Source organism: Pseudomonas sp. 7P_10.2_Bac1, from assembly GCF_025465935.1.
Lineage (GTDB): Bacteria > Pseudomonadota > Gammaproteobacteria > Pseudomonadales > Pseudomonadaceae > Aquipseudomonas.
Window position 1 is genome coordinate 69,463 of record NZ_JANLNV010000057.1, and the last position, 21,284, is coordinate 90,746.

The following is a 21,284-nucleotide window of genomic DNA, read 5'->3' on the forward strand; positions in this document are numbered from 1 at the left end:
AATGTCATATATCCCACCTTTAAGGACATGCTCATGGTTACGATTGGCATCCTTCTGTCGCCCGGCTTTCAGGTCCTGAGCCTGTCCACCAGCACGGTCTTTGAGCTGGCCAATCGGTTCTATGGGCAACCGTTCTATCGAGTGGACTTGATTTCCGAACAAGGTGGCTCAGTGGTCAGTTCCATGGGATTCACCATCGATACACTGGCATTCACACAGCGCCGCTATGACACAACTCTGGTGCTGGGCGATAACGAGTTGATAAAGCCCACTCCTGGGTTGATCCACTATTTACAGCAAGCGTTCACTTCATCACGGCGCCTGGCCTCAGCCTGTACCGGCTCCTTTCTGCTGGCCACGGCAGGCTTGCTGGATGGGCGCAAGGCAACCACGCACTGGTACCACGCGCGAACGTTTCGCGAAACTTTTCCCAACGTAAAGCTGGAAGAAGACCGCATTTTCACGGTCGACGGCAAGCTGTGGACCAGCGCGGGCATGACCGCCTGCATTGATTTGGCCTTGGCCTTGGTGGAGCAGGATCTGGGCGCGGCAGTGGCACGCGACGTGGCCAGAAAGCTGGTGGTCTACCATCGCCGCGCCGGCGGGCAGTCGCAGTTTTCGGCCTTGTTGGAGCTCGCGCCAAAGTCCGACCGCGTGCAAACCGCGCTGACCTACGCCAAGGAGCACCTGCGCGAAGAGTTGTCGGTCGAGCAATTGGCCGAGGTCGCCCACTTGAGTCCCCGCCAGTTCAGCCGCTTGTTTAGCAGCGAAACGGGCCAGTCGCCGGCCAAGGCCATCGAGAACCTGCGCCTTGAGGCCGCTCGATTGATGCTTGAGTCCGGCGCCCACAGCATCGACAGCGTGGCGCGTGAGAGCGGTTTTGGCGACCCGGAGCGCATGCGTCGAGCCTTTATACGCGCGTTTGGTCAGCCACCCCAAATGCTGCGCCGGGCGCTGCATTTGCAGGCTTAGCCGCCTCAAAAAAAATGCCCGTATCGTGGGATACGGGCATTTTTATACTGCGAAAGAACACTTAGATAGTGAGTGTCCAGTCGTAGTCCACGATCAACGGCGCGTGTTGCGAGAAGCGTGGCTGACGCGGCAAGCGAGCGCTGCGAACAAAGCGGCGCAAGCCCGGGGTCAACAACTGGTAGTCAAAGCGCCAGCCCAGATTCAGCATCTCGGCCTGTTCGTTGTCCGGCCACCAGCTGTACTGATCACCTTCGCGGCTGACTTCACGCAGGGCATCGACATAGCCCATATTGCCGACAATCTCATCCATCCAGGCCCGTTCAGGCGCCAGGAAACCAGGAGACTGCTGGCTGTCACGCCAGTTTTTAATGTCGAGCTTCTGCTGCGCCACGTACAACGAACCGCAGTAAATGTACTCACGACGCTTACGACGCTGCTTATCCAGATAGCGTGCAAAATCGTCCATTAGCTTGAACTTCTGGTTCAAGTCTTCATCGCCATTCTGCCCCGAAGGGAGCAGCAAGGTCGCGATGCTGACCTTATCGAAATCGGCTTGCAGGTAGCGCCCGTAGCGATCGGCCGTCTCGAAGCCAAGCCCGGTGATGACTGCTTTTGGCTGCAACCGCGAGTACAAAGCCACGCCGCCTTGGGCAGGGACTTCAGCATCGCACGCATACAGAAAGTAGCCATCCAGCTGGTAGGCTGGATCGTCCAGTTCAAAGGCAGAGGCGCGGGTGTCCTGCAGGCAGATAACGTCGGCATTCTGAGCTTGCAGCCAACTGAGCAAACCACGCTCGACTGCCGTCTGAATACCATTGACGTTCACACTGATGATCCGCATAAATGGCCCCAAAAATCACGTGCGTGTATGATACACGCCGTCTTACTAATTAGCTAAATCTGTGGTATCTGGGGCCATTTACATGCAAGCGTATCAGCGCGACTTTATCCGTTTTGCCATTGATCGCGGCGTTTTGCGCTTCGGTGAGTTCACCTTGAAGTCCGGGCGCACCAGCCCCTACTTCTTCAATGCAGGCCTGTTCAACACCGGTTCCGCACTGGCTCAACTGGGGCGCTTTTATGCAGCCGCCATCGTCGACAGCGGTATCCCATTCGACGTGCTGTTTGGCCCGGCTTACAAGGGTATTCCGTTGGCTGCAGCCACCGCTGTATCGCTGGCCGAACACCATGATCGCGACATGCCATGGTGCTTTAACCGCAAAGAAGCCAAGGCCCACGGCGAAGGTGGCAGCCTGGTCGGTTCGCCATTGGAAGGCGACATCCTGATCATCGACGACGTCATTACTGCTGGCACCGCCATCCGTGAAGTCATGCAAATCATTGAAGCGCAAGGCGCCAAAGCGGCGGGCGTATTGATTGCCCTCAACCGTCAAGAACGCGGTAATGGCGAGCTGTCCGCCATCCAGGAAGTCGAGCGCGACTTCGGCATCCCGGTGGTCAGCATCGTATCGTTGAATCAAGTGCTGCAGTTCCTGGCCGAAGACGAAACCTTGAAGCAATACCTGCCAGCCGTTGAAGCGTATCGGGCGCAGTACGGGATTTAATAGCTCGTCTGTTCCCCACGGGGGAGACACGACATCTGTCGCGTCTCCCCCGTTTTGTTTTTGCGGATCACACGGCCTTTGCCGCCAATTCAGCTTCACGCTGGGCGATGGCGATTTCCAGCTCTGGGGAGCGCTTGGCCCATTGCTCGGGTGGGAGGGGTTTGGACCATTCGAGGATGTCGGGGTGATCAAAGGTTGGTGGCGGCGAAAGTTTCCAGGTTTGCAGCATGAAGACGATGGGGCCACCGAAAATGAAGATACCGATAAATAGCCACGCGGCTTTAAAAAACTCACCCTCGCGCAAATGGAGCCAAATACCTTTCGCGTATTCACAACAAGTGCCCCAGATAATTCCTCGTCCTTTCAAACTGCTACGACTGCCTTCAAAGTCATTGGTTTGAGGTAATGCATGAGGACCAATCTCCATAAAACTGCGCATGCATTCCCACACTGACATTGCCGCTTCGTTCCCCCCGCAATTAAAACCCCAATAAAAGTGCTTGTTATCTTCTTCAGCCTGAGGGTCTGGATTATCAAAGCCTATAAACAACATCCCTGAGGTATTTCGACCTGCTTGACTGACTGAAGAACTCTGCGCCGCAGCGGCAGTTACACTTTCCCAAGGCACAATCCAATACTCACCATCTTTACGCGGTACGCAGACTTCACGGCGTTGGCGATTAAAGCGAATGGGGAAGGGGGTTGGGCGGTAGAGCATATGAATGAACATCAAGTACGGGATAAACATGATGCACGCTCCAATCAAAAGATCGCTTAAGCTGCCTGTAAGACGAGCTATCCATAGAAACAGAACCGTCATCGCCCATAAGGTCATGACACCTGATCCAATGTTGTAATTTCCGACATCTAAAAAAACTTCGTTCTTACGCCAAACACTGTTCATAACATCGACAGGCTCCTCTCCCGTTGGAATGGGTAAGGGAGCCAGATAGTCCTGCTTTGAAAAAAAGCCTTTTTTACTCGTACCTGCCCCAGACAAACTCATCGTTCAACTCCGGGCTGCAAAAAGACTGAATATTGCTGTTCGCCCAGTCGATAGCGCTCCGCCTTGTCCAACTCAGGAGTTGGATCGTTACGCAAGGCGACCACTCCCGTTGCGGCGCTCAAGGTGAATGCCAGCCCTTGCTCTCCCCCCACAAAATTGAGAGCACCGAGCATTGAGGTCAAAGGTGTTTGAAATCGTAATCGCAGAGATATTTTAGTAGGTAGCGAACCGAACACGTTAGGCACGGTATTGAAGGAGCCACTCAAACGTAAACCCTGACCTTGAGTATGCGGAATCCACTCACAATGACTTTTTTTTATCCAATTGCCACCTATATCTTGCATCGATTCCTCACGAGAATACTTGCTCTCGCCATTTTTTATCCGTTCACGCATCGCCACGGTATCCAGTGGGTTCCCGATCATGGAAATATCCAGATAAGCATTACTCGGCTCTGCCCCAGGCAGATCAACGGTTAACGATTTAATCGAACTGCTCGTGACGCCTGACTGTAACGAACTCATCACGCTGTTTGGTACTGTGAATTCAAAGCTGACACGAGGTGCGTAAAGAATGCTGTATAAGCGATTAAGCTCATCTTGCTGGGCATCACTTGCTATTGGGTTAATATCGCCGGCACGGGATTTTGACCAGCAGCAATTATTTAGGAAATTTTGCATAGGTGTTTGCTGAAAATACCAGGCAATCAGATACAACACCCCCAATACAGCAATTAAACAATTGAGCGGCCCCATCAAAAATAAATACCCACTAACAGCAGCACTTACGGTAAGCCCACCCGTTATAGCCCTAAAGGTATAAATCGCACCTATTAACGTCTGAGCTGCAAAGGCAAGAACTTGTGTACCAACTACGTTTCGACGCATCTGCAACCATGGATCTATTGAGCCGTGAGAGTTCTCTAATTGAAGCTGCAACGATTTGAATTCATTTAACGCCGCCAAGGTAGATAGCCCGCCAAGCACAGCCCCGAAAAAAGTCAACACAGGGACGGCTGCCCAAGAGTTATTTGGCAGCTTAAGTGCAATCGCCTTGTCCTTCACCCCTCCCCTGACCTGACTATCAATCACCGCCACCAAAGCCGCCCCTGCATATAGCGTCGCCGACGCAGTGTCGTATACCCGCTGCTGATCCATCCCCTCCAGCACTCCAGCCTGCCCCAGATAATTACTGGCATTCCAGCTATTGAGCAGCAACGCCGTCAAAGCGATCAGGCCTCCGCTGTTTTTAACGGCGGGCGAGTCGACAATTTTTGCAACATGCCCACGGCCGATGGCTTTGCCAGTGGTATTAACCCATTGAGAAAGATCTTCTGCTGCCTTGCCAAATTGCTGGAGAACCTGATGTTTGCCTTGAATAATTAGCCGCAAGCCAATCTGATTGGCCACGCGCACAACCGTCATCATTGACAACCACGCCCCTTTTAACGGTTCACCTAATTTGCTGCTGAGCAGCATCAAAGATGCACTTAACCGTTTTATAAGGGTGTTCCAAAGGCTATTGACGTCGCCCGACATTACTCTGAGGCCAGACAGGATATTAAAACCTTCCGACCCTAATGCCTTACTTAATGCGGCCATCGCATTGGCCTGATTTTCAACTTCTAGCGCAGCCATCAACTCTGTTGCACGACTATTGGTATTGACCGCGCCTTCGAGTGTGGGGCTCCAACCGTAAAACAATTGCCTCAGCGCCCCGTCATCAGCACTGCGCACATAGTCCGCATATTGCTCAGCGCCTACCGTGCGCAAGCACTGCGCGCTAAGACACGCCAAGGCCAGTTCATCCAGCCAATGGCGGTGGCCACTGTCTTGATAATCCACAAACCACGTACCGCTGTGGTGTCGCGGCAGGTAAGCGCCACGGTCGGCATACAAGACTTCGTGTCGTTTTTTCAGGTGGTCAAAGTGTTTAGGGGCCGTTTCGTCGAGCCATTGGTTCATGGCGGGCAGGTCGATGTATTGCTCGACCTTGTCGGAGGTGTGTTTGTTTCTCAAGTTGTTGACTTTGCTTTCCTGGTAATCGCGCACCACTTGCAGCACTTCATCATGCAATTGAAGTGGGATGAACCCGCGAATTGGCGCTACTGCGGCTTGTTCGCGCAGGTGTATTTCTGCCAATCGGGTATTTGCTTCTACATTGCTGTGGGTGGTACCGCGTCGAATGTTGGCGGTATATCGTTCTCTCGCCAACTGCTCCAGTCGGGTGCGCGCATTGAGCAACATCTGCGCCTGCTCACGCGTCAGTTCAATGTCCTGCTCCCGGTAGCGATAAATCAGCATCCCGATCACTTCTTCAGGATCTTGCGTAATCAAACTCCTCACAAAGCCGCCAATACTCAGCCGCAGGTTGTTATCGGCTTGCCACTGTTCATGCCGAGATTCGATCAGTTCTTGCTCATGGTTGATGTCACGCAGAACCCCAAGATCGTCATCTAGACAGGCGAGTACGGTGTACAACCCACGAGACTGTGCATGAGCAAGTTCCATTACATTTTGCGTATCAGTCGGTGCCCATGAAACAGCGCTCCATTCTCCCGGTGGCGGAATATCAGCCGGAACAGGCGGGTACTGCGCGGCAATTTTCGCGCGCTCACCCAGCCACTGCATGGCGTCGGTGTAAGCTTTGATTTTTTGGGTGTCCGGCTCTTTGATTACCTGATTGCCCAGTACCTCAGCCTGCCGGCTCAATGCCGGTTGATGGCGCTGGTATTCAATCGCCAGCGCCAAGTCATAGGTACTCGGGATCAGCTCAGCCATCACGCTTTTCGATTCGGTCAACGGCGCGCAGTGGGGTGCTTGTAGCGTATTGGCCACTTGCCGCAAGTCGAGCCGACGCATGCGTTTGGTGCGCATTTCCGGTTCGCGCAGTTGTTCGCAAGAAGCGGCATTCAACGGTATTTCGCAGTAGAGCATCCAGGCGTCCTGATGCTTGTCCAGAGCGATACCACTCTGGGTGCCGGCCTGAACAACAGTGTCGTCTTCGTCCAGCCCCTGGCTGCAAAGCAGGTTGTTTTCAGCGACGGCATAGCGCTGCAACGGGCCGCGACCTTGCCAGATGTACATAAACCCTGCACGCAACAGACGCGCCGCCATCGGGTGGCTTTTAGACTCGACGCCAGGCTGGCAGGTCGGATAGCTGGCAGGTTCTTCGCTGAAGGCATAGCGCACGGGAACGACAAAAATCTGCGGCTGGCTGGTCGGGCACTGCTGCACAGTGCTGTTGATATCCACGTGCTCGCAGGCACTGGCAGCGCGTCGGGCTTCGGCCAGGTTGACCACCGAAGCAAGGCTTTTATCCAGGTTCATAGCGCGATCTCTCTGTGCGTTGTTTGCACAATCAATTGATCCACCAATTGCTTCAGTCGTTGCTCGGGGGCAACTTCGCGCTGGCTCAATATATGGCGATATGCCTCTTGTCCCTCCCCGGCAGGAAATGCATCGCCGAAGGCGGCATACAGGCTTGCCCAGGTCATGACTTCGTCATCTGCGCTGTAACCTTGGCGCGCGGCATTACGCTGACAGCCTTGTGCCCACACCTGCGGATCAAGCCCGTGCAAAGACTGAGGAAAGTAACGCTGGCCATGCTCAACAAGGCGTTGCGTGAAGTGCTCGCGCTGGGCTTGGCACAGATGCTCCAGCGTCTGTGCACTCAACGTGAGCCAAGGTGTCGACGCGTAACGGGCACACGGCTGATCCGGGTTTTTCTGCTGGATAATCACGCCATCCGGCAACCTGATGGTGAGTACCGGGCCCATCAGTAGATCCCGCTCGGCGTCTGCCAGATCCACCAGCCACAAACGGGTAATGCACGGGTCGTAGAAACGGAAAAAAGCAGTGACATCACCCTCAAGCCTTACATGGACCAGGCTGCGCAAATGCTCCACGACACTGGCCTCGTCAGCGCCAGACTCCAGCCAGATACCCGCGCGGCCCTGCCATTGCTGCATAAAGGTATTGGCCAGTGCGCTGCCAGGTTCAACAGGCACCAGCACCGGACCAACCGCGGCCATCTCGGCATAGCGGGTGGTCAGGTACAACGAATGCGCGACGGTGATCTTTGCCAGCTCGAACAGGCGCGCGTAGAGAGAGGGAATCAGATGGCTGTCGAGCAGCAGGTAAGCGCGAGTCATGCCTGCGCCTCCTTCAACGACTGGCAGAGCAGGCACACCGGCGCTCTTTTGGCGCTTGCGCTGGCAAAGGCCTGTTTTTGCGACTCAAGTGCCAGTGCTGTCATGGCCTCAACCCCCTCCGGATTGGCCGACACTGCCGGCATACCCGGTATCGGCACACCGCCCGGCAAGATCGGTGAACTGCTGTAAATTCCGGCAGGAGTGAGTTGCAGGTGTTGCCCGCCCGCCATCAGGGTCAGCAGCGGGCCGCCATCGACCACCAGCGTAGCCCCGGCCTTGAAGTGCGCGTGCACCCCGGCTTCAACGGCCATCAGCAACCCCACTCGCGTGTGACTGCTCATGGCGACGGATTGAAAATCACTGCCTTGCACTTGCACTTTGCGGTCGCCGATGACGGTTTGCTGGTCTTCGCCCTTGAGCACTACCACGCTGGCGCCGCTGATGGTTTCTTCGCGCTGACCATCGATCTGCAAGCGGCTGTCGTTTTCAATGTGTTGCTGCATGTCACGCTGGGCATGCAGGTAGATTTTTTCCTGGCCCTGGCGGTCTTCAAGGCGCAATTCGTTGTAGCCGCCACTGCCCGGTGCAGTACGACTGCGCAAGATACTTTGAGTTTTCTCGGCAGGCAGTTTGAGCGGCGCCGGGGTCATGCTCGACACCAGGCAGCCTGAAATCACCGGCTGATCGACGTCGCCCTCCAGGTAGCTGACCAGTACTTCCATGCCGACCCGCGGAATCGTCACGACACCGTAGCTGTCGCCCGCCCAACTGGACGCGACACGCAGCCAGCAACTGCTGGTGTCATCGGTTGCCCCGCTGCGATCCCAATGGAAGCGGACTTTGACCCTGCCGAACGCGTCGCAGTGGATCTCTTGCCCCGCCGGGCCGGTAACGCGGGCGGTCTGGCTGCCATGGATACGCGGCTTTGCAAAAACCACCGGCGAGCGGTAGATCACGTCATCGGGAATAGCGAAGAAATGGTTGCGATAACCTTGTGCAAAGTCCAGCGAATGCTTGAGGGTCGAGCTACTGCCCTGCTCTTCCAGCACTTGTGGCTGTTTGCCTTCATGGTGAACACGGGTCAGTAGCCATGGCACATTCCAGTCGCTAAAGGGGTGTTCGCTGAGGGTTAAAAAGTGACCACTGCTCAACGTTGGCTGATCACTGTGGCCGCTGGCCTGGCGATAATCGCTCTGGTGCTGCTCAAGTACCCTTTGGCTTTGCTGCTCACCCTGAGCATCGCTGATGAAGCGACCGGGGTAGGTGTAATGCTCAAGCGGACATTGGTTGAGGCCACCTCGGCTATCGGCCTGTAGCGGACGACTGGCGACCTGAAAATCATAATCACGGCGTGCAATGCTGTTGGTTCGGGTTTGCAGACGCAGATCAAAACGCTGAACCGTCGCCTCGGCAGCCGACATCCCGTTACCTGGCAGGTAGAGTGTCGCCCCCTCCAAAGGCGTGAAAGCCGTCTGACCATCACCGAACTGTAAGTAATGAGCGTCAGACGAGTGCCTGAAGTGGTAATGAATACCTTCTTCGAAACACAGCCGCTGAATGAAATGCAGGTCTGATTCCGCGTACTGCACACAGTATTCACGCGGCTCATAGGTCGATTCCAGCGTGAAACCGTAGGCATTGCCAAGGATGCCGTGCTCTTCGAGCAGAGTTTCAATGATCTGCTGCACGGTCTGGTTCTGGAAAATGCGCTGGTTGGTGCGGTGCTTCAAGTAGGCCAAGCGCGGCATCAGCGTCAGGCGATAGTGCGTGAGGCGCTTGCCAGGGCTGCATCGGACGATGTGATAGATCTGCCCGTGGACACCGCGTCCAAGGTCATCAAAGGCCAAAAAAGCCGGGGTATGCAGCAGCGCTTCGAGGTCCAGGTCCGCCCGATCACACACCAGTTCCACGGTAAAGGAAAAGGGCGTATTGAGCGCTTCGTCACCGCTGAAGGCCAGCACCCTAACCGGATGCGGGCAGGCGTTGATGGTCAGCCTGAACGTATGATCGCTGGCAAATCCGGGCATCCCTGTCTCCTCTGACGCGAGGTCAGCGCAAAGGAGGTAACGCTAAAGGATGGGCACAGCGCAGGATGTAGGAGAAGTCTCTACTTACGAATGAATACGGCCTTCGTTGTCGGAGATCCGTAAAACCGTGTAGGAGCCAACTGCCTCGCGATCTTTTAGACAGTCAAAAGATCGCGGGGCAAGCTCGCTCCTACAGCGGGAGTCTTAACCAGCAGGCTTGCTGTTGCTGATCAACGTGCCTACACCGGTGTCGGTGAAGATTTCCAGCAGTACGGCGTTCGGTACACGGCCATCGACAATGTGCGCGGTGGTCACGCCACCTTGTACCGCCTCCAGCGCGCAACGGATTTTCGGCAGCATGCCGCCGTAGATGGTGCCATCTTCAATCAGACCGTCGACTTGGGCGGTAGTCAGGCCGGTCAGCACGCGACCTTCCTTGTCCATCAAGCCGGCAATGTTGGTAAGCAGCATCAGTTTCTCGGCTTTGAGCGCCTCAGCTACTTTGCCTGCCACGAAATCGGCGTTGATGTTGTACGACTCACCGTCCGCGCCAACACCAATCGGTGCGATGACCGGGATGAAGTCACCCTTGGTCAGCATGTTGAGCAAATCGGTGTTGATTCCGGTGACTTCGCCCACATGGCCAAAATCGATGATTTCAGGCGTGGTCATTTCCGGAGTCTGGCGCTTCACAACCATCTTTTTGGCCTGGATCAGCCCGGCATCTTTGCCGGTCAGACCGATCGCACTGCCGCCATGACGGTTGATCAGGTTGACGATTTCCTTGTTCACGTGACCGCCGAGGACCATTTCAACAACGTCCATGGTTTGCGAGTCGGTCACGCGCATGCCGTCGATAAAATGACTTTCGATGGACAAACGCTTGAGCAGGTCACCGATTTGCGGGCCGCCACCGTGGACAACAACGGGGTGGATACCGACCGCTTTCATCAACACGATGTCACGCGCGAAACCGGTTTTCAGGTCATCGTTTTCCATCGCGTTGCCGCCGTACTTGATGACCAGCGTCTTGCCGACATAGCGGCGAATGTAAGGCAGCGCTTCGGACAAAACCTTGGCGACGTTAGAGGCGGCATCACGTTCGAGGGTCATTCAGGGCTCCGGTAAAACTCAGTCGATCAAAACGGTAGTTGAAGATCAGGTGCCACACGCTTGAGTTGGGCGTGGAAGACAGCCTTGATGCGTTGCAGTTCGGCCTCGGTATCAGCCTCAAATCGCAGCACCAGCACCGGCGTGGTGTTGGACGCGCGAACCAGGCCCCAGCCTTGTGGATAGTCGACGCGCACGCCATCAATCGACGTCAGCTCGGCGGTCTCACCCCATTGGGCGTCGTGCAGGGCGTCAATGATGCTGAATTTGCTCTCATCCGTCACATCGATATTGATCTCTGGCGTAGAAATATCGTTCGGGAAGGTCTCAAACAGCTCTTCAGCGGTCTGCTCCTGCTTGCTGAGGATCTCCAGCAGGCGAGCCGCGCTGTAAATGCCGTCATCAAACCCGAACCAGCGCTCTTTGAAAAAGATATGCCCGCTCATTTCACCGGCCAGCAAGGCACCGGTTTCTTTCATTTTCTTTTTGAGTAACGAATGCCCGGTCTTCCACATCAGTGGGCGGCCACCGTATTCCTTGATCAACGACGTCAGGCGACGTGTGCATTTCACATCGAAGATGATCTCGACGTTCGGGTTGCGCGCCAGGACGTCACGGGCAAACAGCATCAGCAAACGGTCCGGGAACACGATGGTGCCGGTGTTGGTCACCACGCCGACGCGGTCGCCGTCGCCGTCAAAGGCCAGGCCCAGATCCGCGTGGGTTTCCTTGACCTTGGCGATCAGGTCCACCAGATTTTCAGGCTTGCCAGGGTCCGGATGGTGGTTCGGGAAGTTGCCGTCCACCTCGCAGAACAGAGGGATCACTTCACAGCCCAGCGCCTCCAGCAGTTGCGGCGCGATCACGCCAGCAGCGCCGTTACCGCAATCGACCACCACCTTGAGCTTCTTGGCCAGTTTGATGTCGCCGGTAATTTCAGCGTGATAGCGAGGCAAGATATCCACGCGCTCAATGCTGCCCTCGCCCCACGTCAGGTCATTGGTTTTAAGGCGCGTGTGCAACGCCAGAATCTGCTCGTTGGCCAGGGTGTCACCGGCGATCACAACTTTAAAGCCGTTGTAGTCAGGCGGATTATGGCTACCCGTGAGCATCACACCTGACTTGCCGACCGACACGCTTGCGGCGTAGTAAAGCGCAGGTGTAGGCACCAGCCCCACATCGCTGACGCAACAACCGCTATCGGCCACACCTTGGATCAAACGCTCGACCAGCATCGGGCCAGACAAACGGCCGTCTCGGCCAACCCATACTTGGGGCACACCTTTGGCCAGGCTCTCGGAGCCAATGGCGCGACCAACCCAGTAAGCCGTTTCAGCGGTCAATGTTTTCGGCACCACACCGCGAATGTCATAGGCGCGGAATATGCTGTCCGAAAAATCGGGGGGGACTGAAGCTGGGTTGCTCATTACTGCTAAGACTCCATTCTTGGGCTGCTGATAAAAGATTAGAGAGTACCGGAATGCCCGAAACCGCCAGCGCCACGCTGGCTTTCATCGAACTCCTCGACCAACTCAAAGTGCGCCTGCACCACCGGCACCAGCACCAGTTGAGCGATGCGCTCGCCGATGGTGATCGTGAACGCGGTTTGGCCACGGTTCCAGCACGACACCATCAATTCGCCCTGGTAATCAGAGTCGATCAGACCGACGAGGTTGCCCAGCACGATGCCATGTTTGTGGCCCAGGCCAGAGCGAGGCAAGATCAACGCAGCCAGGCCCGGATCGCCGATGTACACCGACAGACCGGTCGGGATCAACAGGGTTTGGCCCGGCTCCAGCACGGTGTCTTCTTTGAGCATGGCGCGCAGGTCAAGGCCCGCGGAGCCTGGGGTGGCGTATTGCGGCAGCGGGAATTCGTTACCAATGCGTGGATCAAGGATTTTGGCTTGCAAAGCGTGCATTCGAGTTAAACCTGGTTCAGACGTTCGGCGATAAAAGTGATCAGTTGGCGGGCAATCTTGCCCTTGCTGGTCTGGGCAAATACGGTGGCGTGCAAGTCGCGATCAATCACGCTGCAGGCGTTCTCTTCGCTGTTGAAGCCGATGCTGGGGTTAGCCACATCGTTGGCCACAATCAGGTCGAGATTTTTGTCTTTGAGCTTGCGCGCGGCGTAATCGAGCAAGTGCTCGGTTTCGGCGGCAAAGCCGACACTGAAAGGGCGATCCGGACGCGTTGCAATGGTGGCCAGAATGTCTGGATTACGCACCATTTGCAGCAACAGGCCGTCGCCTTTCGTAGGGTCTTTCTTAAGCTTTTGCGGGGCAACGACTTCCGGGCGGTAATCCGCAACCGCAGCCGAGGCAATAAACACGTCACACGGGATGGCCGCCTCACACGCGGCGAGCATGTCGCGGGCGCTGACAACGTCAATTCGGCTGACGCGATCCGGGGTCGGCAAGTGCACAGGGCCGGTGATCAGCGTGACACGGGCGCCCGCCTCAACCGCCGCTTCAGCCAGGGCAAAGCCCATTTTCCCGGAGCTGTGGTTGGTGATGTAGCGCACCGGGTCGATGTTCTCCTGAGTCGGGCCCGCCGTGATCAGCACGTGCTTGCCGGTCAGCGCCAGATGCTGGAAGCACTCGGCTGCGCAGTGCACCAGGTCACTGGCTTCGAGCATGCGGCCAAAGCCCACGTCGCCACAGGCCTGGCTGCCGGAAGCCGGGCCGAACACTTTGAGGCCGCGGCTCTGGAGCAATTGAGTGTTGGCTTGGGTGGCCGGATCGCGCCACATGGCCTGGTTCATGGCCGGGGCGATAGCAACTGTCGCGTCTGTGGCCAGCACCAGCGTGGTCAGCAAATCATTGGCCAAGCCTTGTGCCAGCCGGGCGATCAGGTCGGCAGTGGCCGGGGCGATCAGCACCAGGTCGGCCCATTTGGCCAGCTCGATGTGGCCCATGGCGGCTTCTGCCGCAGGGTCGAGCAAATCCAGATGAACGGGGTGCCCAGACAAGGCCTGCATGGTCAGCGGGGTGATGAACTCACTGCCGCCGCGCGTCATGACTACGCGCACTTCAGCGCCCTGGTCCAGCAGGCGGCGAACCAGCTCTGCACTCTTGTAAGCAGCAATGCCGCCGCCGACGCCCAAAACAATGCGTTTTCGATACAGCCGCTGCATAGGCCTGCCTTCTAGTTCGATGATGACTGCGCGGAAAATGGCCAAATGCCACGCAAAAATGATGGGTTAAGATAACACAGCGCTTGCTACGGAACAGCGGCGCACCCACACATGGAGGTGTCATGAGTATCAGAAATTGGCCCGCGGCCGAGCGCCCGCGGGAGAAACTTTTAGCGCACGGATCGGCCAGTCTTTCAGATGCCGAGCTGCTGGCAATCTTCTTGCGCACAGGGGTTTCGGGCAAAAGTGCTGTCGATTTGGCGCGGCATTTACTGACTGAATTCGGCAGCTTGCGCGCCTTGCTGGAGGCTGACCAAGGGGCGTTCAGTCGCCAGCTCGGGCTCGGCCCCGCCAAGTTCACCCAGTTGCAAGCGGTGCTGGAAATGGGCCGCCGCCACTTGGCCGAGCATCTGCAACGGGACTCCGCGCTAGAGAGCCCGCAGGCGGTTCGCGACTACCTGAAATCCTTGTTGCGCCACGAACCCCACGAAGTGTTCGGCTGCCTGTTTATGGACTCCAAACACCGCATGCTGGCCTTTGAGGTGCTGTTCAGAGGGTCGATCGACAGCGCCAGTGTTTACCCGCGCCAAGTGGTGAAACGGGCTCTGGCGCACAACGCGGCGGCGGTTATTTTTTGCCATAACCACCCGTCCGGCATCACCGAACCCAGCCAGGCCGACCGCGTCCTGACCCAGCGCCTCACTGAGGCGCTGGATCTGATCGAAGTGCGGGTGCTGGATCACTTCATCGTCGGCGAAGGTGAGCCGCTGTCGATGGTCGAACACGGCTGGATGTGACGCTTAAGGCTTCACGCTAACCGTAGAAAAGTCCTGACGTCCAAATGGGCTTACCTGATAACCCTGTACGTCTTTACGGGTTAGCGCGTAGGCCGTTGGATGTGCCAGCGGCAGCCATAAAGCCTGCTGCTGAATCTCTGCCTGAGCCTTTTGATACAGCGCGCTGCGCTTGTCCTGATCGCTGATGGTTTTGCCCTGGCTGATCAGCGTATCGAGGGTTTTGTCGCAGTAGCGGGCAAAGTTGGTCCCGGACTTCACCGCCGCGCATGAAAACTGCGGTGTCAGGAAGTTGTCCGGGTCACCGTTATCACCCGCCCAGCCCATAAACAGCAGATCGTGCTCGCCCGCCTTGGCGCGACGAATCAACTCGCCCCACTCGATCACACGGATATCGGCCTGAATACCAATCTTGGCCAGATCGGCCTGCAGCAACTGCGCGCCCAGGCTTGGGTTGGGGTTCAGGACGCTGCTGGTGGGACGCGTCCAGATGGTGGTCTTGAAGCCGTCCTTGAGGCCCGCTTTGGCCAGCAGTTCCTTGGCCTTTTGCGGGTCATGGGCATAGCCTGGCAAATCTTTGGCGTAGCTCCAGGTATTGGACGGATAAATACCGTTGGCCGCTTGCGCGCTGTTCTCGAACACCGCCTTGAGGTACGTGTCTTTGTCGAACGCCAAATTGATGGCCTGACGTACCTCTGGCTTGTCCAGCGGTGGGTGCTGAGTGTTGAGAGCCACGAACGCGGTCATAAAGGCAGGTGTTTGCGCGACGGCCAGGGTGGCGTCCTTGAGGGCGGCATCGACATCCAGCGGTTTAGGCGAGAGTGCGATCTGGCACTCGTTGCGCCGCAGTTTTTGCAGCCGCACGTTGGCATCCGGGGTGATGGCAAAAATTAACGCATCGAGCCCAGGCTTGCCCGCGAAATAGTCCGGGTTGGCCTTGTAGCGCACCACGGCATCCTTCTGGTAACGGCTGAACACAAACGGTCCCGTCCCGATCGGCTGGCTGTTCATCAGCTCAGGAGTCCCCGCCTTGAGCAACTTGTCAGCGTACTCAGCCGAATAGATCGACGCAAAGCCCATGCTCAGGGCGGGCAAGAACGTAGAGTCCGGGTGGCTGAGGGTGAAGCGCACCGTCAGCGGATCGGGGGTTTCAATTTTCTTGATCAGCTCGGGCAATTGCAGTGACTGCGCATGCGGGAAACCGCTCTGCGCCACTTTGTGCCACGGGTTGGCAGGGTCGAGCATGCGCTCGAAGCTGAAACGCACATCATCGGCATTCAACTCGCGAGTCGGGGTGAAGTAAGGCGTGGTGTGAAACTTGACCCCGGGGTGCAACTTGAACTCATACACAAGGCCGTCAGGCGACACGGACCAGCTTTGCGCCAGGCCCGGCACCAACTTGGCCGCTTTGGCGTCATAGTTCACCAAACTGTTCATCAGCACGTCTGCCGAGGCATTGGTGGTGGTCAGCGAGTTGTACTGCACGACATCGAAGCCTTCAGGGCTAGCCTCGGTGCAAACACTCAAAGTGGCCGCGTGAGCCAACGGGCTCAAGCATAAGGTGAGCAAAAAGGGGGCAGCAGCGAGACGCATATTCTGATTCCTTTGCAAGTCGTTGGCCCATCTGCCAGCGCAGTCTGGAAAAGGACTACCCTAGGGGCTGTTCCCGTTTAATTGCAAGCCGTGTCGCTGAGTCAAATTCAGTCAGGCAAGGCGCAGAGCAAAGGGACGAAGCCCTGTGGCCGCTGCACAAAGCTGCGATAAGGGCCGCAGGACCTTTGAAAAGACCGCAAGATCTTCAACCACGCAGCCTTCGACAGCATCAACATTTATAAAGGCCCACATCGAGATGGGGCAGCACCGACCTGAAACCTTTCATCCAGCGACGAGCGGTCACCCCTTGCCAGGCATAGGCTTTACCGCGGATTGCCGCTAGAATGCCGCCTTTATTAATCACGACAAATCACACTGCTTGTTGTTGCGCTTTAGTCTTTCTGGTATAAAGCAGCGCTCTTTTCTAGGGGCCCGGTTCCTTCGTTTGTAGGTGTAGCCGGTAAGACCCTTAAAGAAACGCGGCGCCTAGCGCCAAATGACTGAGAGATTAAGCGGCCAACCCATGCCGGGTTGGGCATGTGGTTTTAGAGGGCTGAGGCATGTCGAGAGTCTGTCAAGTTACCGGTAAGGGTCCGGTGACTGGGAATAACATTTCCCACGCAAATAACAAAACCCGTCGTCGTTTCCTGCCGAACCTGCAGCATCACCGCTTCTGGGTTGAAGAAGAGAAACGTTTCGTGCGTCTGCGCGTATCTGCCAAAGGCATGCGCATCATCGACAAGCGTGGCATCACCGCCGTGCTGGCCGAAATCCGTCGCGCTGGCAAGATCTAAGGGAGCTAATCATGCGTGAATTGATCCGTTTGGTGTCGAGCGCTGGTACAGGCCATTTCTACACCACAGATAAGAACAAGCGCACCACTCCGGACAAAATCGAAATCAAAAAATTCGATCCGCGGGTTCGCAAGCACGTGATCTACAAAGAAGCCAAAATCAAGTAATTGGTTTTTCTTCTACAAAAAAGGCCCGTATCTCACGATACGGGCCTTTTTTGTTATTTACCGAACAGCCAATGCAGGTTTAACCGCAGAATTGGCGGGCCAGCATGTCGTTTTCATCGACCAGCACTCGCAGGCGATAAGCGTTGAACTCCTTGGTATGAGCCTCACCAAGACGTTCTACACGCACTTCTTTCGCGCCGTAGGTCTTGCGCAAAAACTCCACAAGCTCAGGCGTTGCCTTTGGGGCGACAACGTAATTAAGCGCCAAATCGGTGTTGCACTTGCCTTCTTCGTTCGCCATGGCGGGCAAAGACACTGCCCCTAAAATAACGCTGCCTGCCAGAAGAACGCCCTTCATCGCTGTAAAAGTAGTCATACATCTTCCTTATTTTGAAAGTGAGAGAAGCGGAATGCTCCCTCAGCATCTGCTCATTCCGTGAGCAGCTTGCACTTCCAAAGACTGGACCATAATCAGCCGCTCGGCAGGATCAGGCTGTTTCAAGATCTGTAAAGCCATCATGGGCGAAGGGGCCACAAAAAAGCCCTGCCGTCGTTGGTCGGCAGGGCTTTCAATGGCTCTAAACAAGGCGTTCAAGACTTCTGTTCAAACGCCACATAAAACTTCCGACACGGTTCAAGTACTTCCCACGTCCCCTTGAACCCGGCCGGGATGACAAAACGATCTCCCGCGCGCAGGGTCTTGGCGTTACCTTCTCGGTCACGCAATACCGAAACGCCCTGCACGATTTCACAATATTCATGCTCAGTGAAATTCACCTCCCACTGGCCAACGGCACTTTCCCACATGCCGGCATTCAACTGACCACAGTCGCTGGCGTAATGGTTGTGCAAGACCTGCTGAGGGTCACCCTTCAAGAGTTTCTCGGGTGCCGGGCTGTAACGCTCGGCCTGGGTGTTGGCGGTGCTGAAGTCGACGACGCTTTCAATGTTCATTGATTATCCCCCCGAAATGACAGCGTGATAGGCCTGAAAGCCCAGAGTCTATGTTTATTAAAACGAACAAGCCATGCTGTTTACGACCTCACTGTCAAATATATTGAAAGTCCCAGGGACACTGGTTTAGGGTGGTGCATGCCTCGTGCCGATCACGCTAGAAGATTGGACAGCATTCCAGACACGTCACGCTAAACTCGCTGTGGCGAATGTATATCAACAAAAGAGGAGGACACTCGAATGACCACCCTGACGCGTGCTGACTGGGAACAACGTGCCCAACAGCTGAAAATCGAAGGTCGCGCCTACATCAACGGTGAATACACCGATGCGGTTTCCAAAGAAACGTTCGAGTGCCTCAGCCCGGTCGATGGCCGCCTGCTGGGCAAAGTGGCCAGCTGCGACGCAGCAGACGCCCAACGCGCTGTAGAAAATGCCCGCGCAACCTTCGAATCGGGCGTCTGGTCACGTCTGGCACCCGCCAAGCGCAAAGCCGCCATGATCCGTTTTGCCGGTCTGCTCAAGCAACATGCCGAAGAACTGGCCCTGCTTGAAACCCTGGACATGGGCAAGCCTATCAGCGACTCCCTGCACATCGACGTACCGGGTGCTGCCGGCGCATTGAGCTGGAGCGGCGAAGCCATCGACAAGATTTACGACGAAGTTGCGGCCACCCCGCACGACCAACTCGGCCTGGTGACCCGCGAAGCAGTCGGCGTGGTGGGCGCCATCGTGCCGTGGAACTTCCCGCTGATGATGGCGTGCTGGAAACTCGGTCCGGCCTTGTCGACCGGTAACTCGGTAATCCTCAAGCCGTCCGAAAAATCCCCATTGACCGCCATCCGCATCGCAGCGCTGGCCGTTGAAGCCGGCATTCCTGCCGGTGTGCTGAACGTGTTGCCAGGCTACGGCCACACCGTTGGCAAGGCACTGGCCCTGCACAACGACGTCGACACCCTGGTGTTCACCGGCTCGACAAAAATCGCCAAGCAACTGCTGATCTACTCGGGCGAGTCCAACATGAAGCGCGTCTGGCTCGAAGCCGGCGGCAAAAGCCCGAACATCGTGTTCGCCGACGCTCCAGACCTGCACGCTGCGGCCAAGGCTGCGGCCAGTGCGATCGCCTTCAACCAGGGGGAAGTCTGCACCGCCGGTTCGCGTCTGCTGGTCGAACGCTCGATCAAAGACAAATTCCTGCCTCTGGTCATCGAAGCGCTCAAAGAGTGGAAGCCGGGTAACCCGCTTGACCCATCGACCACCGTCGGCGCGCTGGTCGACACGCAACAAATGAACACCGTGCTGTCGTACATCAAGTCTGGCCACAGCGAAGGCGCAAAACTGGTGACTGGCGGGAACCAAATCCTGCAGGAAACCGGCGGCACCTACGTTGAACCCACTATTTTTGACGGCGTCAGCAACGCGATGAAAATCGCCCAGGAAGAAATCTTCGGCCCGGTTCTATCAGTCATTGCATTCGACACCGCAGCCGAAGCGATCCAGATTGCCAACGACACGCCTTACGGCCTGGCCGCAGCGGTGTGGACGGCGGATATTTCCAAGGCTCACCTGACCGCCAAAGCCTTGCGCGCTGGCAGTGTGTGGGTCAACCAATACGATGGCGGCGACATGACCGCTCCGTTTGGTGGCTTCAAGCAGTCGGGGAATGGCCGCGACAAGTCGCTGCACGCTTTCGACAAATACACCGAGCTGAAAGCGACCTGGATCAAGCTGTAATACAACACGTGTAACACCCTGTGGGAGCGGGCTTGCCCGCGATAACGGTGCCGTGGTCTGACCGCGGCGCCGGCATCGTGAGCACGCCCGCTCCCACAATTGTTTTAATCCTTTATTTCTGGAGCACAAACATGCGTTGGGCGACCTATTTCGCCGTGCTGGCCTCGGTGCTCAGCGTCGGCCTGGCGCTGGGTGTGAGCATGCCTCTGGTGTCGTTTCGGCTTGAAAGCTGGGGCTACGGCGGGTTTGCAATTGGCGTCATGGCAGCCATGCCGGCCATTGGCGTACTGGTAGGCGCCAGCGTGGCGAGCAAACTGGCGGCACGCGTAGGCACACCGGCGCTGATGCGCTTGTGTCTGTGGGCGGGCGCTCTGTCCATCGGTTTGCTGGCGTTGTTGCCCAGCTACCCGATATGGCTGGTTTTGCGGCTGCTCATTGGCGTAGTGCTGACCGTCATTTTTATTTTGGGTGAAAGTTGGATCAACCAACTGGTCGTCGAGCAATGGCGCGGCCGCCTGGTGGCGCTGTATGGCTGCGCGTACGCCTTGAGCCAACTGTCCGGGCCGCTGTTGCTGGGCCTGGTGGGATCGAAAGAAGATTACGGCTTCTGGATCGGCGTGGCTCTGCTGACACTGGCGCCCCTGCTATTGCTGGGTCGCGATGGCGCCCCGGTCACCGAGGCGTACCGCGTGACCTTCAAGAATTTACTGACGTTCTGTCGGGGCTTGCCTGCCATTGCGTGGGGCGTTGCGCTGTTTGCCGCCTTTGAAGCGATGGTTCTGACGTTACTGCCCGTTTACAGCCTGCGCCAAGGCTTTAGCGCCGAGATCGCCTTGGCGATGGTCAGCACGGTGGTGGTGGGCGATGCCTTGCTGCAATTGCCCATTGGCGCGCTGGCGGACCGCTTGTCTCGCCGCGCGTTGTTTACCGGCTGCGCGGTCCTGCTGATGCTGTCGAGCCTGGCCGTGCCGCTCTTGCTCCATACACTGCTGATCTGGCCGCTATGGGTGATTTTCGGCGCCAGTGCGGGCGGGCTGTTTACCTTGTCGCTAATCCTGATCGGCGAGCGCTTTCGCGACGATGCACTCGTACGCGCCAACGCACACGTGGCGCAATTGTGGGGCATTGGCTGCCTGATCGGGCCATTGGCAGCAGGCGCTGGCAGTCAATGGATCAGCGGTCATGCCTTGCCGCTGTTCATGGCCGCCGGGGCCTTTGGCCTGGTGATACTGGTTCTGCGCCAAGGTGCCTTCGGCGTAGAACACACTGCCACCTAGCCT

The 21,284-nt window shown here is 56.9% G+C and carries 18 protein-coding genes and 1 pseudogene; 7 read left to right on the forward strand and 12 right to left on the reverse strand.

The window, feature by feature from the left end:
* Positions 1-33: 33 nt before the first annotated feature.
* A complete protein-coding gene (locus NTD86_RS09670) occupies positions 34-972 on the forward strand; it encodes a GlxA family transcriptional regulator (protein ID WP_262201980.1) in 939 nt (312 codons plus the stop codon).
* A gap of 61 nt (positions 973-1,033) precedes the next feature.
* Here NTD86_RS09670 and NTD86_RS09675 read toward each other — a convergent pair whose 3' ends face one another.
* On the reverse strand, positions 1,034-1,813 hold the full coding sequence (locus NTD86_RS09675) for an exodeoxyribonuclease III (protein ID WP_262201981.1): 780 nt from the start codon (positions 1,811-1,813) through the stop codon (positions 1,034-1,036).
* Between the two features lie 82 nt (positions 1,814-1,895).
* Between NTD86_RS09675 and pyrE the strand changes: the two genes are divergently transcribed.
* Positions 1,896-2,537: an orotate phosphoribosyltransferase gene (gene pyrE, locus NTD86_RS09680; RefSeq protein WP_262201982.1), complete on the forward strand. Its 642-nt coding sequence runs from the start codon at positions 1,896-1,898 to the stop codon at positions 2,535-2,537.
* A gap of 67 nt (positions 2,538-2,604) precedes the next feature.
* On the opposite strand, the gene NTD86_RS09685 is transcribed toward pyrE, so the two are convergent.
* The 8 genes and pseudogenes from NTD86_RS09685 to coaBC form a co-directional block, all read right to left on the reverse strand.
* Positions 2,605-3,543 (reverse strand): DUF6708 domain-containing protein, encoded by a 939-nt coding sequence (locus tag NTD86_RS09685; protein WP_262201983.1) that lies wholly within the window; start codon positions 3,541-3,543, stop codon positions 2,605-2,607.
* Entirely contained in the window at positions 3,540-6,872 is a 3,333-nt protein-coding gene (locus NTD86_RS09690) for a toxin VasX (RefSeq protein ID WP_262201984.1), read from the reverse strand. Before NTD86_RS09690 ends, NTD86_RS09685 begins: the two co-directional genes overlap by 4 nt.
* A complete protein-coding gene (locus tag NTD86_RS09695) occupies positions 6,869-7,696 on the reverse strand; it encodes a DUF4123 domain-containing protein (protein WP_262201985.1) in 828 nt (275 codons plus the stop codon). Before NTD86_RS09695 ends, NTD86_RS09690 begins: the two co-directional genes overlap by 4 nt.
* A complete protein-coding gene (locus tag NTD86_RS09700; protein ID WP_262201987.1) occupies positions 7,693-9,723 on the reverse strand; it encodes a type VI secretion system tip protein VgrG in 2,031 nt (676 codons plus the stop codon). The genes NTD86_RS09695 and NTD86_RS09700 overlap by 4 nt, the downstream gene beginning before the upstream one ends.
* Before the next feature lie 204 nt (positions 9,724-9,927).
* Complete coding sequence (argB, locus tag NTD86_RS09705) at positions 9,928-10,836, reverse strand: acetylglutamate kinase (protein ID WP_262201989.1); 909 nt, start codon at positions 10,834-10,836, stop codon at positions 9,928-9,930.
* Between the two features lie 26 nt (positions 10,837-10,862).
* Positions 10,863-12,236 (reverse strand): annotated as a pseudogene (locus NTD86_RS09710) (phosphomannomutase/phosphoglucomutase); the annotation flags it as partial.
* 62 nt (positions 12,237-12,298) lie between these two features.
* Positions 12,299-12,754 (reverse strand): dUTP diphosphatase, encoded by a 456-nt coding sequence (dut, locus tag NTD86_RS09715; protein WP_262201990.1) that lies wholly within the window; start codon positions 12,752-12,754, stop codon positions 12,299-12,301.
* A 5-nt stretch (positions 12,755-12,759) separates the two neighbouring features.
* The gene (gene coaBC, locus NTD86_RS09720) at positions 12,760-13,968 is read right to left on the reverse strand and encodes a bifunctional phosphopantothenoylcysteine decarboxylase/phosphopantothenate--cysteine ligase CoaBC (RefSeq protein ID WP_262201992.1); all 1,209 of its coding nucleotides are present in this window, start codon (positions 13,966-13,968) and stop codon (positions 12,760-12,762) included.
* A 122-nt stretch (positions 13,969-14,090) separates the two neighbouring features.
* On the opposite strand from coaBC, the gene radC reads away from it, so the two are divergent.
* The gene (radC, locus tag NTD86_RS09725) at positions 14,091-14,765 is read left to right on the forward strand and encodes a RadC family protein (RefSeq protein ID WP_262201993.1); all 675 of its coding nucleotides are present in this window, start codon (positions 14,091-14,093) and stop codon (positions 14,763-14,765) included.
* Between the two features lie 3 nt (positions 14,766-14,768).
* Here radC and NTD86_RS09730 read toward each other — a convergent pair whose 3' ends face one another.
* Positions 14,769-16,355 (reverse strand): ABC transporter substrate-binding protein, encoded by a 1,587-nt coding sequence (locus NTD86_RS09730; RefSeq protein WP_262201994.1) that lies wholly within the window; start codon positions 16,353-16,355, stop codon positions 14,769-14,771.
* 560 nt (positions 16,356-16,915) lie between these two features.
* On the opposite strand from NTD86_RS09730, the gene rpmB reads away from it, so the two are divergent.
* Both rpmB and rpmG read left to right on the forward strand, forming a co-directional pair.
* Positions 16,916-17,149: a 50S ribosomal protein L28 gene (gene rpmB / locus NTD86_RS09735; protein ID WP_262201995.1), complete on the forward strand. Its 234-nt coding sequence runs from the start codon at positions 16,916-16,918 to the stop codon at positions 17,147-17,149.
* Positions 17,150-17,160: 11 nt separating this feature from the next.
* Positions 17,161-17,316, forward strand: coding sequence for a 50S ribosomal protein L33 (gene rpmG / locus NTD86_RS09740; RefSeq protein ID WP_003437824.1), 156 nt, complete (start codon positions 17,161-17,163; stop codon positions 17,314-17,316).
* Positions 17,317-17,395: 79 nt separating this feature from the next.
* Here rpmG and NTD86_RS09745 read toward each other — a convergent pair whose 3' ends face one another.
* Together NTD86_RS09745 and NTD86_RS09750 are read right to left on the reverse strand one after the other, a co-directional pair.
* The gene (locus NTD86_RS09745; RefSeq protein ID WP_262201996.1) at positions 17,396-17,692 is read right to left on the reverse strand and encodes an I78 family peptidase inhibitor; all 297 of its coding nucleotides are present in this window, start codon (positions 17,690-17,692) and stop codon (positions 17,396-17,398) included.
* 215 nt (positions 17,693-17,907) lie between these two features.
* Positions 17,908-18,270, reverse strand: a complete 363-nt coding sequence (locus tag NTD86_RS09750; protein ID WP_262201997.1) for a cupin domain-containing protein — start codon at positions 18,268-18,270, stop codon at positions 17,908-17,910.
* Positions 18,271-18,510: 240 nt separating this feature from the next.
* On the opposite strand from NTD86_RS09750, the gene NTD86_RS09755 reads away from it, so the two are divergent.
* Together NTD86_RS09755 and NTD86_RS09760 are read left to right on the forward strand one after the other, a co-directional pair.
* Positions 18,511-20,004, forward strand: coding sequence for an aldehyde dehydrogenase (locus NTD86_RS09755; RefSeq protein ID WP_262201998.1), 1,494 nt, complete (start codon positions 18,511-18,513; stop codon positions 20,002-20,004).
* A gap of 131 nt (positions 20,005-20,135) precedes the next feature.
* Positions 20,136-21,281, forward strand: a complete 1,146-nt coding sequence (locus tag NTD86_RS09760; RefSeq protein WP_262201999.1) for an MFS transporter — start codon at positions 20,136-20,138, stop codon at positions 21,279-21,281.
* The last annotated feature ends 3 nt before the right edge of the window (positions 21,282-21,284 follow it).